General features: G+C 55.2%; 10 protein-coding genes and 1 pseudogene. 2 read left to right on the forward strand and 9 right to left on the reverse strand.

The genetic code is table 11. The features are described from left to right. Nucleotides 1–542: 542 nt before the first annotated feature. Together BLS87_RS03630 and BLS87_RS03635 are read left to right on the forward strand one after the other, a co-directional pair. Nucleotides 543–3482, forward strand: a pseudogene (locus BLS87_RS03630) (DEAD/DEAH box helicase). A 71-nt stretch (nt 3483–3553) separates the two neighbouring features. Then, entirely contained in the window at nt 3554–4837 is a 1284-nt protein-coding gene (locus BLS87_RS03635; protein WP_074750359.1) for a hypothetical protein, read from the forward strand. Between the two features lie 1619 nt (nt 4838–6456). On the opposite strand, the gene BLS87_RS03645 is transcribed toward BLS87_RS03635, so the two are convergent. From BLS87_RS03645 to BLS87_RS03685, 9 genes are all read right to left on the reverse strand, one after another. Then, a complete protein-coding gene (locus BLS87_RS03645; RefSeq protein WP_074750362.1) occupies nt 6457–6927 on the reverse strand; it encodes a hypothetical protein in 471 nt (156 codons plus the stop codon). Between the two features lie 128 nt (nt 6928–7055). Beyond that, nucleotides 7056–8000, reverse strand: coding sequence for a hypothetical protein (locus BLS87_RS03650; protein WP_074750364.1), 945 nt, complete (start codon nt 7998–8000; stop codon nt 7056–7058). Between the two features lie 140 nt (nt 8001–8140). Then, nucleotides 8141–8446, reverse strand: a complete 306-nt coding sequence (locus tag BLS87_RS03655; protein ID WP_003256906.1) for a hypothetical protein — start codon at nt 8444–8446, stop codon at nt 8141–8143. Nucleotides 8447–8478: 32 nt separating this feature from the next. Further along, nucleotides 8479–8892 carry a hypothetical protein gene (locus BLS87_RS03660; protein WP_074750366.1) on the reverse strand — a complete coding sequence of 138 codons (414 nt, stop codon included), beginning with the start codon at nt 8890–8892 and terminating at the stop codon, nt 8479–8481. Between the two features lie 51 nt (nt 8893–8943). Beyond that, complete coding sequence (hxsA, locus tag BLS87_RS03665) at nt 8944–9552, reverse strand: His-Xaa-Ser repeat protein HxsA (protein WP_074750367.1); 609 nt, start codon at nt 9550–9552, stop codon at nt 8944–8946. Next, nucleotides 9552–10784: a His-Xaa-Ser system radical SAM maturase HxsC gene (hxsC, locus tag BLS87_RS03670; protein ID WP_074750369.1), complete on the reverse strand. Its 1233-nt coding sequence runs from the start codon at nt 10782–10784 to the stop codon at nt 9552–9554. Before hxsC ends, hxsA begins: the two co-directional genes overlap by 1 nt. Continuing rightward, nucleotides 10784–12271 carry a His-Xaa-Ser system radical SAM maturase HxsB gene (gene hxsB, locus BLS87_RS03675; protein ID WP_074751338.1) on the reverse strand — a complete coding sequence of 496 codons (1488 nt, stop codon included), beginning with the start codon at nt 12269–12271 and terminating at the stop codon, nt 10784–10786. The genes hxsC and hxsB overlap by 1 nt, the downstream gene beginning before the upstream one ends. Then, on the reverse strand, nt 12268–12567 hold the full coding sequence (gene hxsD, locus BLS87_RS03680) for a His-Xaa-Ser system protein HxsD (protein WP_074750371.1): 300 nt from the start codon (nt 12565–12567) through the stop codon (nt 12268–12270). The genes hxsB and hxsD overlap by 4 nt, the downstream gene beginning before the upstream one ends. Nucleotides 12568–12913: 346 nt before the next feature. Then, complete coding sequence (locus BLS87_RS03685; RefSeq protein ID WP_074750373.1) at nt 12914–13828, reverse strand: LysR family transcriptional regulator; 915 nt, start codon at nt 13826–13828, stop codon at nt 12914–12916. Nucleotides 13829–14267 lie beyond the last annotated feature (439 nt).

Raw genomic sequence — 14267 nt, forward strand, 5'->3', positions numbered from 1 at the left:
TGAACTGAGGTGATCTGGTAGCATTCAACGGCGGTAGGGAACTGTCGCGGGTGATTTTTCGAGAAGAAGATTGTTGAGCCTCAGGCTGGGGGCATCCTTTTCAAACCATCCCAAGATGTGCCCCCAATTTAGCAAACCACTGGAAGTGAGTGGAGCTCTATGGTTTGTGGAAAGGCAGAAATGATCAGCCGAACAGCCTGCCAGACGAAACCTAAAGACTCTCAGGGTCGCCGAAGAACATTTTGACTAGGCTCTAGGGCGGTAGTTGCAGCCTGAAAAAATCGAAGTGTGCCCCCAGTTTTGCCCCCATTTGTACCGGATGTGGGAGCGATCGCGATTGGCGATTTTTGGTACGGACCAGGGTGGTCGTCGATGGTTCTTAGTGTATGGCAGTCTCGGCGTGTATGGGTGAGAGCTGGATGATTGGTTACTCAAGGCGGGGGATGGCGGCTGGCAGGGCTACACCGCGCCAGAGCTTCGCTGGTAGCATGTGGCCAGTAGCTAGGCAAGGCTAATCCTCATCCACCACTCGGGTATCCGTAATGGCCGTTGAAGCAGGGAAGTACGCAGACGTCTATCGCAGTTGGCAGCAGCATCTGTTCAATTTCAATCTAGCCGTTCGGGATACCCAGACGCCGGGTTTGCGCAAGCCGCAACTGGCCGCGCTGTACGCCGCCCTGGGGCATCTGGTGATGGCACCCGCCACGACCGCCACGATCGTCATGCCGACCGGTACCGGGAAAACCGACACCATGCTCGGGCTGCTGGTCGCCGGGCGGTTGCCCAGGACCCTGGTTCTGGTGCCTTCCGACCCGTTGCGTTCGCAGCTGGTTGAGAAATGCCTTGAGCTGAAGAAGCTACGGGAGATTGGTGCCGTTTCGGTCACCGCACTCAACCCAGTGGTGCAGGCGATCGGTTCAGGCCTTTCGGCTGACGGGGTCCAACAGCTAGCCGAGGCCAACGTCATCGTTGCCACGCCGCAAGCGCTGCAACGCTTCGACCAGCCGGCCTTGGAGGCCTTGGCCGCGTCGTGCAGCCACCTGATCATTGATGAGGCGCACCACGTGGCCGCCCTGACCTGGGACCGGGTGAAAACCGCGTTCAAGGATAAGCCCTGTCTCCAGTTCACGGCCACGCCGTTCCGTGAGGACAACCAGCCGCTGGATGGCAAGATCATCTACAACTACCCGCTGAAGGATGCCCAGATCGATGGCTACTTCAAGGCGATCGAGTTCCATCCGGTGCGCGAGTACAACTTGGAACTGGCTGACCAGGTGGTGGCTGACAAGGCAGTCGAGCTGTTGCGAAACGACCGCGCGCAAGGATTCAACCACCTGCTGATGGTGCGCGCACGGTCACAGAAACGTGCCGCCGCACTGTTTGAATTGTACAAACAGCATGAGGATCTTTCGCCCATTCTCATCCACAGCAAGGTACCGAATCGGGCCAAACTACTGGGTGAAATCGTCGAAAAGAAATACAAGATCATTGTCTGTGTGGACATGCTGGGGGAAGGCTTCGACTTGCCGGAGCTGAAGATTGCGGCGATCCACGACCAGCACCGCAGTCCCGCCGTCACCCTGCAGTTTATCGGTCGCCTGACACGAGTCGATGATACGCTCGGTGACGCCAAGTTCGTCTCGAACATCGCCAACCAGAAAGTCGACTACCAGATGGCGGTGCTGTACAAGGAAAGTGCCGACTGGAGTGCGGTGATCCGCGATGTCAGCCAGGACAAGATCGCCCGCGAGATCGAAAAAGAAACGTTCACCGAACAGTTTCCTGAGGATGCCGATGCCGAGGACATTTTCGGCTTGAACCCTAACCCCAAGATCAGTGCGATCGCCTACCACTTGGAGCGTGACGACTGGCGACCCGAGAAGGCCAAGCACTTCTCGCAAAAGAAAGAGCCGCTGCAGCTCCTGTCCATCAACGACGAGGCCGACACCATCGTCATGGTAACGCGGCGCGAAACGCCTGTCGGCTGGGCGCAAACGTCGACAATTGTGGACACCAACTGGATCCTCTACCTGGCCTACTACCATGCGCCCGACAAGACGCTGTTCGTCCACTCTTCCGGGGATGAATCGCAAACCAACCGGTTCCTGAGCCTGATCGCCAAGGATGCCCGACGCATCAGCGGCGAGCCGACCTTCCGCACCTTGCACGGCATCAAACTTATGAAGCTGCAGAACGTGGGCCTGTCGCGCATGCGCAAGGATCTGCGCTTCACCATGCATGTCGGGCGCGACATCAATACCGTCATCAGTGAAATCGAGAACGGCACGGCGAGGAAGTCCAACATTTTCGCAACCGGCTACGAGGATGGCCAGCGCACCACCGTTGGCTGTTCGCACAAGGGCAAGATCTGGGAGATGAACGCGTCAAGCATCAACGACTGGATCGAGTGGTGCAAGCGTGCCTCGCAGAAGCTCAACGACGCGACGATCAACCACTCTGACGTTTTAAAGGATGTGATTCGCTCGGAAAAGATCGAGCGGGCGTGGCCCGAGGGCCTGTTCTATTCCGATTGGCCTGCGTCGATCCTGATCGAAAATGAGCAGAAGATCTCGCTGGCGTACCTGGCGGAGGTGTTCAACTTGCTGGATGTCGAACTGGGCAAGCCTCGGCGAATCGATGCACTGACGCTGGAGGTGCCCATCAGCGCAACGGCAGTCGATGGCACGGAGCGCCAACTGCCTGATATCACGATCCGGCTGTTGGATGACGGCTACAAATTTTCCTGCCCGGGGGTCAAGATCGTCTTCGCTGAAGAGGGCTCGTTCGAGCAGTATCTGGATACTAACCCGTTGGTGTTGCTGGCCGTCGACGGTTCGATGGTCGAAGGCAATTACCGCTACTTCTCCCCCAACAGTTTGGACCTGAAGCTGCCGGTCGCCCTGATTGAAGCCTGGGATTGGGGCACGACTCAGATCCACAGCGAGTCGATGCGGGCGGACCGCAGCCCGGATACCGTTCAAGGATTCACCTATAGCCGAATCGAGGACGATTACACGTTCATTTTCAACGATGATGGCGCCGGTGAGATCGCCGATCTGGTGGCGATCAAGTAAAGCAAGGACGCCATCTTTGTCGACCTGTATCACTGCAAGTATTGCCCTCAGCAAGATGGCGAGGCGCGGCCGGGCGCGCGCGTTTCCGACGTCTACGAGGTCTGCGGCCAGGCATCACGCTCGGTGAAGTGGTTGCACACGGAAGAAAAGTTCTTCAATCGATTGTTGCACCGCTACCAGCAGTCGTTGCCCAAAGGCTTCGACAGGATCCTCAAGGGGGAACCCATGGATCTGGAGCTACTGCGCAACAAGTGCCATGACCATGAAGTGGTGTTCCGGTTTGTGATTGTTCAACCGGCCATTTCGGCAGCTAAAATATCGTCTGATCAGCTTGCAGTGCTCGGTACTAGTTACTCGTACATAAAAAGTGTGTCTGGCTCGGATGTGAAAGTGATTACGAGTGCTTAAATTGACTGGCTAAATTAGTGCGCTGTCTTTTTTTTGCGGTGGATATTTATTAAGGAAGGGCTTAGATTAATATGGAATCCCAGCCATGGTTGAAAGCAATGCAAAATGGCGAGTTGGGCGAGGCTAGGGCGAGGGCGTTTTTACTAGATCGCTTTTGGGTGCTTGAGCGGTCCGTCGATATTGAAGGGGCAGATTTAATAATCCAGCGCCGTCTTATGGGTCGAAGTTTGTTTGACAGGAGGGCGCCGGCGCTTGGGGTTGTTCAAGTTAAATTTTTTGCGCATTCCAGTACCACCCATTACGTCAGTCAGGCTTACGTAGTAGGGGAGGATAATAAACCGCGATTAGAATTTTTCCTCCTCTGTATGTCAGGTGATGAAGATTCACCGGCCGTTCATCTTGTGACAGGGGTGGAGATCTTTGAGTCATTCGATTTGGTAGATGTCAATGGTGCTCTTAAGTATCGAGTATCATACAGGTATCTAAAGTCCAGAAAGGACTTGTTGGTTGCTAACAAAAGATTGGCTTTGAATCGAATGGAATCTATCTTGCAGCAAGTCGACTTTGACAGGAATCGCCAATTTGTTTCTTGGGCGCTCCCGCCAGTTGTTGAGGTTTCAAATGCAATAGTGCCTGTTTTTTTAGAGCCAATTGACAGTTGGTGGGGTGATATACCTTCAGGGTTCAGAGAGTTAAAAGGCAAGGCTTGTTCTGCGCTGGGTATTATCGAGGAAGTGCATGGGAAGTTTGTCCAAATTATGGTCGAAGGTGATCCTCTAATCGCTGAAAAGATTGTAAGGGACATAGAATTTGAGTGTGGTGGCTATGGACGAGGCTGGGCCATTCCACTTCCGGACGATTTGTGTTCGGATGATTTCTTCCAGGCGTGTAGAATTCATCGGGTCATGGTGGATGCACTTCGCCGTGATGGGCTGCTCGACTCGTTTGTTGGATTTCGGGCAAGGCTGAAAAGGATATTTGTTGAGTTTCTTGAAGGGAAGATTCCTTTGGGGCCTAATGTGGTTTGTGTTATAGATATCAACTATTCGCTGGTTAACTTTGGGGTCAACTCGTGCAGAGAGAGATTGGAAGACGTTTGTGAATATTTTGGTCTTGCTTTAGAGTTGAATAAATATGGACATGTGCCGATATCAGGGAATAGGTACTCTGGCATCGATAAATTAACAGATAGTCGTGTGCAAATGTACATAGTGGCGGGACGATACAGTCTTTCTGATGTCGAGGGCCAGGATCTTTATGAGAAGTATAGCAATGCGGAGTTTAGTATCTATACTGAGTGTATGGATGGCTTGTTTGCTTTAAAGTATGGCGATCCGTACTCTCTTGCGTGTTGATGATTCTAGTTTTTAACGAAAATTCAATAAGTCATTGAGCCCGATTTATCGTGCTGGCGATGTAGTACTAGGTTTTGTACGAAAAGTATGGTCATCGAAAATTGTGGGGGCGTGCTTGCCCCGCGATCTGCCGCAGCGCGGCAGCAAAGCCTGAATTTGCGGCATGTTTGACACTGTTTGATATCGGGTAAAGGAGCGCTTCGCACCCCATCGCGGGGCAAGCTGCTCCCACAAAACTTTTCTAACAGAGCTTAGGTCAATTGCACAGCGTTCGACGGCGAGCAGCGAGTGATTGTTCAAAAAGAGGATTGTTGATCGTTAGGCTGGTGGCATCTTTCTCAGAACATCCAATACATGCCCTTGGATATGACCCCGAATGTGCAATCCTCTGGAATTAAATGGATCTCCATGGTCTATGAGAAGACAGAAATAATCAGATGAACAGCCTGCCCGACGATGCCCAAAGACTCTCAGGGGCGCCGAAGAACATTTTGACATGGCCCTAGGACGGTGGTTTAAGACCATAAAAACTAATAATGCCCTCAGTTTTGCTCCCAGATACACAGGGTACGAGAGCCCTCGCAACCGGCGACTTCTCACGGACTCCAGTATGGCAGTTGATGGCTTTCGGTATAATCCCTCATTGGATCTGGAGGTAGGGTGCAGGGCTCATCAAGGACAAGCTAATCCGCTCTCGTAGCAATCGCCCAATGCAGCTGTTCAGGGTATATGTTGGCCTTGGGCAAACGATGCCGGTACGGGGAGAGACAGGGTGGCTGCTCACCACCGAAACGTCAGTGGCGGCGAAAGTAGGAACATGCCGTTTAGATTTCCAGGCTTGGCTGTTTGATCAATAAGGGCTTAAACCTCTGCTTCCCAGGGGCGACGCACGAATCGGACATAGACGCCCAGGGCGTCAACTGGTGATGAGTATTTCCTTACCCCGACGTCGGAGCTGATTAGAAGGATCGGTGCACTCGGTTTCGCGGGGACCTCAGTGACCAACCAAGGGGCGAGGCTTTGCACAGGCCGGTGTAGGAATGCTGTTTCGCGCCGTAGCCCCAGTGCCTCACGTACGTTCTCCTTCGAGGAACTGCGCACGTCTTTGCAACTGATCCCCGCAAAGACCTGCAAGTGAGACGGACGCTCTCCCGCGCCAGGTTCAAGTACACAGACGTCAAGCTCGTGTCGGGCCTGGCGGGGGGCGTTTCCCGGATATCCGCCGTTATGCGCCCAGCTCAGCGACTCAAACTCGACCGATGTCCAAGCTTCCCCTACTGGTCGGCCAGCGGCATCGAGCAGATCAAAGTGTGAGAATCTCTGGCGATCAGCTAGAGCTGGTTTACTCGCCACAATCACCTCAGACGCTTTACCTCCTTTGGAAGGTGGCCGATGAATGATTGACCCTTTAGGGTGTGCACGCCGAAATACCCTCAGCAAGCGAGCTAGAACCAGCATTTCGTACAGCTTATCGCGGGTCATCGCTTGTAGTTGCAGAGGGGGAGGCGCTTTCGCGGCAATATCGAAGAGCGCGCCCACAGCTTTGACCAAGTCAGGTGCTGCCGGTTGGTTCTTCTTATTTTTCTTGGTGCTTGCCGCCAGGGGTGATGGAGTCGTACTCATAAATCCTCGTTGGTCTCTCGTGGGAGAAATTTGAGCAACGCTTCCCGTAACGCAATTTGCTGCTTCGTCGGGCGCCGTCCAAGGTTATGTCGTAGGTTGGTTTTTCGGTTGCCGACGCGCATATGCATTGACTCGACCTGCTGGTCGCGTGCGAGCAACTCGTTGAGTTCGCGGCGAACTGCCTGTTCGGTTCCGCTGTTCACCGGAAAAGCGAGCACCATCAGTAACGACAGGGCCTCTTCAAATCGCTCTTTGGTCTCGCTGCGCCTTGCGGCTTCCGCGTAGCCGCTGCTTGACCTATTACGCTGTGGCTCCTCTCCAAGGGGCTCATCAGGCTCGACTGGCGCGCTGAGCCTCGCCAGCTCCATGAACTGGTGCACCAATGGTCCCTCATACGTGCAAGCTCGTCGATGTATCTCGCGAAGTGCCTGTTCCAGGTCGTCCTCACCTCGTAATGTGATCTGCATGTTTCCTCCATGATTGTTTCAGTGTCGTGGGTCAGACAGCTATGCCGTATTTTTTCAGAGACGACTGTGCGACCTTGACTCATCCACTGATGTCTCGAACTTCTGTCCTGCTGGCTCGGCAACCAGGTTTAACGCAGTATCGAGTCAGACTTAGTCTCTGAAGCAGCGCTGCTGAGCAGCCAAATCAGCGCAGGGGATTGCTTGACGTGTTCTGCCATGGTTGTCATTGCAACCTTGAGAGGCGGAATAGTCGACACCACGACATCGTAATTCTCGGCAGGCTGTAAACGAACGCCAATGATGACACTTTTGTCTTCTTGTTCGCGGGCGTAAGCAATAAAGCCATTCTCCAACGGATGCACATATTCTCCAGTCCGCACGTCGGGATAGTTTGGGGCCTTGTGGAAATCACTTCGTAGTGCAATGACTTTGGTCACGGCCTTGAAGGCCGGGCTGAAGTTGTCGGTAAGGTAGTCGTAGCTCATGGTAAATAGCACGCTAATGATAAGAGCCCCTGCACCATGGAACATGATCATACTGCGCGATTGCTTGAATTTAGCCTGAAAGCCGAGGAGCGCGGCCAAGCGGGTCATATGTTGCCAGGCTGCTTCGAATGGCAGGCTAATCATCGCGATGACCATGATCAGCATTGCTGTCAGACCAAGGAGTATTGCCACCACAAGCAGCCACGATGGAATGTAAAACAGCAACGCGAGAAAGCCGACTGTCAGATCAAAACTTTGAGGGGGCAGCCCTAACGTCTCGGCAACCGCGAAACGCGCGCATGCTGTGGATATCAGCAGTGCAAGCAGATGCATAATGATGATGGGCGTTTTGGCGAATGGCTTATCCCATGCTGTATGGAGCCAGCGGGCGAAAGGGATGCACCAGGCAATGAATCCGCAGATTATCAATGCAGCCGCGACCGTCGTCCCGATGGTAAGCGCGGATATGCCCGTATATTGGGAAGCTGCAATCGTGATGAGGTACGTAACTACCGAGGCGAGATAGAACCGTTGGGATACGGAATATTGCTGGAATTTGGCGAGCAGTTTTGCTTTCAGAGCTATCATTTTTCATCCTTGAACTTCTTTTCAGTGCTTCTAAATCCATGCGGATAGCAATGCTTGGCCGCCTTGATGTACGTCTTGTTCTGCCAGTTGAGGTGGATGACCTCGTGGCGGCCCATCAAACCCCCACGAGTTCAGCTTATTTATGTGGGCACGAATGACGAATCAATCGGCTGGCAGACAATTCGCCACATCCCGCGCACGCCGTCTTCGACCCAAGTGCCTTCCAGCACATTCGAGCCTTCGAAGCGGTGCAGCGTTGCTCTGCCGTCGAAGCCTTCTGCTTGCAGTTCGTAATGCCCCAGGCCTTTTGCCTGGCCTCGGTATTGCCAGGTCTGCCCCGCGTCGTCATAGGAGACGGTGATAAACTCGATGTCGATCGTAACCTTGCAGGGTTGATCAAACGACGCGGCACTGCTGGGGCGGAAGGTGTCCATTTTGGCGTACATGTTGGCGTCCTTGTAAAGATATCAGGAGCTGTTCAGGGCAGCAGCCAAGTGCTGTTTGGGGTGGTGGACCGGATGCCGACTGCCTGGCACTGCTCCAGAATCGGCAGAATGTAAGTGATATTGGTACGGCCCGGCTTGCCTTCTGCTCTGTAACGAGCCGCCTGGCAAAGTGGGCCGGCTTTTTCGTACGTATGGTTGGAGTTGATTTCCACCGCTTGTGCTTGGCCGAAATGACTGTTATCGGCGAGGTAGTCCAACGTTTGCTGGAAAGCTGCTCGAGTCAGCGCCAACTGCGAGTCTTCCGATCCGGTCTCAATCACAACGCGATTTGCATCAACGGTCGTGATTCGGAAACGGGCGCTACGCGACGGTGTTTGCAGTTCCTTGCCTTGCAGGCGGCTGATCAATGCCCAGAGAGTGTTGTCGACTTGAATGATGTGCTGCATGGGATAATTTCCTTCGTTACTGAACGGACGCTAGCTTTAACCTGAAGCGATTTATGGAATCTTGATACTCAACGCATTCAGCGATGGCGTATCCATCCGGCCATTCACAGTCAGCCCACTGTCCATTTGAAAGGCCATCAACGCACCACGTGTTGCTTTGCCCATCACCCCATCAATGGAGCCTTGGTAATACTGGCGCACCATCAGCGCGGTCTGCACACGGGTGACCAGGTTGCTTTTCTGCTCATTGGTCGCGCGGCTCTTAGAAGTGCTCGAACTTGTCCCGCTGGTAGTGCCAGACGACTGATAAAGGCTGTTGCTGCTTGGAGGGCTGCTCGAAGGACTCGGCGCGCTGTAGCCTCGGGTACTAGTAGCGGGTGGGCTGTAGTAGCGAGGTGCGCTATAGCCACCCGAGCCGCTGTAGTGAGAACTGTGCGAGCTGTGGGACCGGTGAGAACTGTGCGAGCGATGCGCCGCATAGATGTTGACGGTGTTTGGCGCATTGAGCGTATCGGCAAATACCGGGGGCTGTAGCTTGTCGTTGGGTTGCCAGTTCGCATCGGCGAGTGGCAGATGGCCCGCCTGTGCCAGGGTGGTACCTGCTATTGGCAGCAGGCTGATCCCACTGATCAGGACTTTCCAGCGGTCGAGCAATTTCACTACGCACTCCTTGCATAGGCGCTAAAGGCCTCGGTCGATAGTAGTTGTACGCCGCGGCTCTGCCAGCGGTCGGTGTGGGATCTGAAGAAGCCAGAGCAATGTTTGACGGCAGCGCATTGCTGGCAGGTATCGATGAACAGGTTCTTCCAGTCCGAGATGCTCTGGCGGGCGAAACGCGAGAGGTGGGCCGGGATCAGGCACAGGGGCAAGTTGTAGATCGAAACCGGCATTCCGCGGTTGAACAGGAAATACACGGCCTGGCTCAACGACTCCTGATAGTCCAGCGGGTCAATCCACAGTTCTTCGTAGTTCTTCCTGGCCAGGCCCGTACTTTCGATACCCATCAGCGCAACATGCCGCACGAAGGGCAAGTTCCTGAACACGTAGTAGGCGAGCTCGGGCAAGCGTGGCGTGGTCAGGCGATTGAGCACCACGCGTATCTCGATGATCTGGTTGGCCCGCGCCAGGTTGTAAAGACCTTGCAGGGTTTCGCTGAACGCGCCTGGAGCCTGCACCACATGGTCATGGTCTTCGGCATTGTCGGCATACAGCGGGATGCCCCAGCTCAACTGAGGGTGGCCGATGGCAGAGAGTGCTGCGATCCAGCTCGGGTCTTGGAACAGACGCCCGTTGCTGAGCACATGAATGGATTTCTGCGGCAAAACGGCTTTGCACTTGGCCAGGATTTCGAGCAGGCCGCCGCGATAAAGCGTTGGTTCTCCGCCGCTGATTCCCAGATTTTCCTCGCCCGGGTCCATCAGGTCGATCAGCCGTAGGTTCTCCTCGATGTGCCAACGGTCATCGATATCTTTGGGCGGCTGCGAGCACATCAGGCAGAGGCTGTTGCAACGATCGGTCATGAACAGCAGGTTGCTGTCTGAGCCTCGTCGATAGAGCACTCGCACCAACGCGTTGCCTGGTGTGATGGCAATGACATCGCCGGGCTGCACGACATTCGCATCTTTGGGGGTGTGCAGGTGTGGCCGCGCGCTGTCGAAGTCGCCGATCAATGGCTCTGGGATCAGGAATCCACCCACTGGTAATGAGAGCAGATGCGGGCTCCGTAGGCGTTCATCGTTTGGCAGCCAAAGCAGCAGGTCACCGAACTCAGCGCTTCCGGCACAAACAGCCAGGCCTTGTCCGATGAACTCATCCAGAGTGATGACCTTGAGCAGTTTCGGCTCATTCAGGTGATGGATTTCGAAGTGGGTATCTTTGCGCAGCATCGCCATCAGCCCCTGTAACCCGGAAACCGGACATCGTTGTAAGAGCGCCTGTTCAACCAAGACAGCAGTACCCTCTGTACGTTGTCGTCGCCATCGCAAAGCAGGCCGAAAAGATGCTTCAGCAGCCCCATGTTCTTCTTGCAGAAGCTGCTGAACACTCGGTGTCCGATCGGGTCAGCTTGGCGGGCATAGTGTTCGACGGGGTCAGCACCACAGTACGGGACAAGTGCGCAATCGGAGCAGCCCGGCAGCGCCTCTGCTACACCACTGGCGAGCAACGCATTCATAACGGGCGATGTGAGTAATTCAGACAAGGGTTGCCGCACGGTGCCAAGTTTCAAGCCGTCTTCACCCATCTCCAACAACATTCGGGCTTCGTCCGAGGGATAGACGTAACCGTCATAGTTATAAACCAGCGCCGCAGTGCCTGCGCCAGCAGGGGAACGCAGGTCTACATAGCCGGAGGAGAAGGGTGTCAGGATATTCTTCAGCAACAGGCTCGTATAACTCTCTGAGAGGTATACGCCCTGCTGGTTGATATGCAGCAAATAGGCCAGTGCCTTCTTGTAGAAGGCCAGGTATCGCTCAATAGGGTAATCAAGTCGATGGGCACTCTTGGTGGCAAACCCATAAGGGCTCAGAGGCCGAAGCGAGATGCTGGAGAAGCCCTGACTTACATACTCATCGATGATCGCTTCAGGCTGTTCGAGGCTTCTTGAAGTCAGCGTGGTCAACGCGGAAACTGCATCATGGCCAAGGCGCTCACGGACCCATTGGATGCCTTTTACTGTGCGTTCGTAGGAGTCTCGTGACGGTGTAGGGCGGTTGGCATTGTGCAAGGGCGCTGGCCCATCGAGCGAGGTCGAAAACTGGATGCGATTTTGTTCTGCAAAGTCGAGTATTTCCTCCGTCAGGTGGTGCAGCGTGGTGGTGATGACGAACTGGATATCCCGTTGTTCGACCACGTTCCGTTCAGCGACCCATTCGACAATCTGGCGGACGCGCTCGAAAGCCAGAAGCGGCTCGCCACCCTGAAACTCCACAGTGAGGGCGGGAGCGTTCGATTCGAACAGGCGATCGACCGCCGCCAGTGCATCCGCTTCCGAAAGGTCGTGGTCGGATCCTCCCAGAGGGGCCCGCGACACCTGGCAGTACTGGCAGGTGTGGTTGCAACGCAATGTCACTACGAACAAGTGCAGTGCAGGGCCCTGGAAGAGGAAGTCCTTGCGACTGCGATACTGCGCGGCCATTTCCGGGAACGGGTCGTGGCGGCCTGGTTCGTAGATGAAGTGGCGGGCCAGCAGGTCCTTGTAAAAAGGTGTGCTTGCTTGAACGTCGAAGTAACTGAGGGCTCGTAATTGCGCGTCGTTCACGTACATGTACTCACCGGTATCGGAGGTGAGCAGGATGTCACGGTCACGTCCCGTGTTCATGCGCATGAATCGAAAAGGCAGCAAGTGGTAGTGCTTGGCGTCTGTCGCTATCAGTGTCACTGCGAAACCCCACATCCAGCGAGCGCAGCTCGGGCCAGGATTTCACGTAACCCTGCTGTTTCGCGGTTGATATGGTCGCGTAGGGCGAAGTCGTTCAGATGCTGAAGGATCAGCGAGTGAGCCTGTTCCAGGGAAAGCGTAGGCCTCGCTTCAGCGGGGTGGGCCGTGAGGCTTATCTGATTGGTTTCAATACCGACCTGGATCGCGACAGTGTCGGCCAGGGAATAAGCGGCGCGTTGCACCACGCTCAGCGGGTAGGCTGAGCTGTCGAGTTTCAGCGTGACTGGCCATGTCATCGGAACCGCGCCTTCAAATCCGTTGGAAACGTGTGGATTTTGCAGGTTGCCGAGGCATTATGCCATCATAATTTTTTAAATTTGCACGCATTTGTCCAGCGTGGTGGGTGGCGCGCTCACTACGGCTCGGCCATTAATACGGGGTAGGGCCGAGGGTTCATATCTCCCTCAATCCACCCATCCTCATCAGTAGCCTGCTTGGCCTCAGGCTGGGGGCATCCTTTTCAAACCATCCAAAGCATGCCCTCAGATGTGCCCCCAATTTAGCAATCCATTGGAAGTGAATGGAGCTCCATGGTTTGTTGAGAGGCAAAAGGGATCAGATAAACAGGCTGTCCGGCGACGCTTAAAGACTCTCAGGATCGCCAAAGAACATCTGAATACGCGAACGCAACCAGCGCTCGCCGGGGTCGTTGTCCTGGGAGCCGCGCCAGGCCATATGCAGCTCAAACGTGCGCGTTTCAACGGGGACTGTCTCGGCCCTGACGCCGCCAGCAGCCGCGAGCACGTCGGCCGCGTAATCAGGCACGGTGGCGACGATGTCGGTCCCGGCAATCAGCGTTGCCAGGCCGTTGAACTGTGGAACCGCGAGCACGACATGACGCTTGCGGCCGATCTTTTCCAAGTGCTCGTCGATGAAGCCACCCAGGTCGCCGGCAAAGGACACCAGCGCATGAGGCCGTGCACAAAAGTCATCCAGCGTAATTGCACCGGGCATGGTGTCCGCGCGCAGCAATTTAGGCGTGCTGCGACGCAAGACCTTGCGCTTGGCGTTGGCCGGCAGGTCGTCGGTGTAGCTGACGCCGATGGAGATTTCGCCGGACGACAGCAGCGAGGGCATCAGGATGTAATTGGTGCGACGCACCACCAGCACAATGCCGGGTGCTTCCGAACGCAGGCGTTTGAGCAGCGACGGCAGCAGGGCGAACTCGACGTCGTCGGACAGGCCGATGCGGAACACGGCGGTGCTGGTGGCCGGATCGAAATCGGCCGCGCGGCTCACGGCGGTGGAAATGGAATCCAGCGCAGGGGAAAGCAGGCCGAAGATCTCAACGGCACGCGCCGTCGGCTCCATGCTGCGGCCGGTGCGCACGAACAAAGGGTCATCGAACAGGCCGCGAAGACGGGAGAGGGCCGCACTGATCGCCGGCTGGCCGAGGAACAGCTTCTCGGCCGCACGCGTGACGCTGCGTTCATGCATAAGGGTTTCGAACACGATGAGCAGGTTGAGGTCGACGCGACGCAGGTCGTTGCGATTCATGACGGGGGTCTCAGGGACATTGGTCAATACGTTGGCCGCCAAGGCGGCAGGCCAGTGTTCAGCTCAGGTGCGAATATTACGGGGAAAAATTGATTCTCCGCACTGTTAAATTCATCCGCAAGCATACAAACGTGTTACCCATCACGCCCGTCGATGATTTGTGCTGAACCTTTTTGTCGGGCGTCTGCCCCAACCATAGGTCTGGCTGACGGCGCAAACGTCCACGCCTGCGGCAGTTTTCGCGCCAGTCGGGGGCACGTTCATCCGGAAATTGCCCATCGGGTTGCAATGTCAGGAGGAGAAAAGAACAATGGCCGCGCTTGAATACGTGAGCATTCGATGGTTATCTAATGACCGCCTTTCAGCAACAGAATCGATGACAGGCATGTCGACTATTAATAGCCACTGATAGTGTTACCGGCAGAGCCCGGATAGAGTT

Source organism: Pseudomonas abietaniphila (assembly GCF_900100795.1).
Taxonomy (GTDB): domain Bacteria; phylum Pseudomonadota; class Gammaproteobacteria; order Pseudomonadales; family Pseudomonadaceae; genus Aquipseudomonas; species Aquipseudomonas abietaniphila.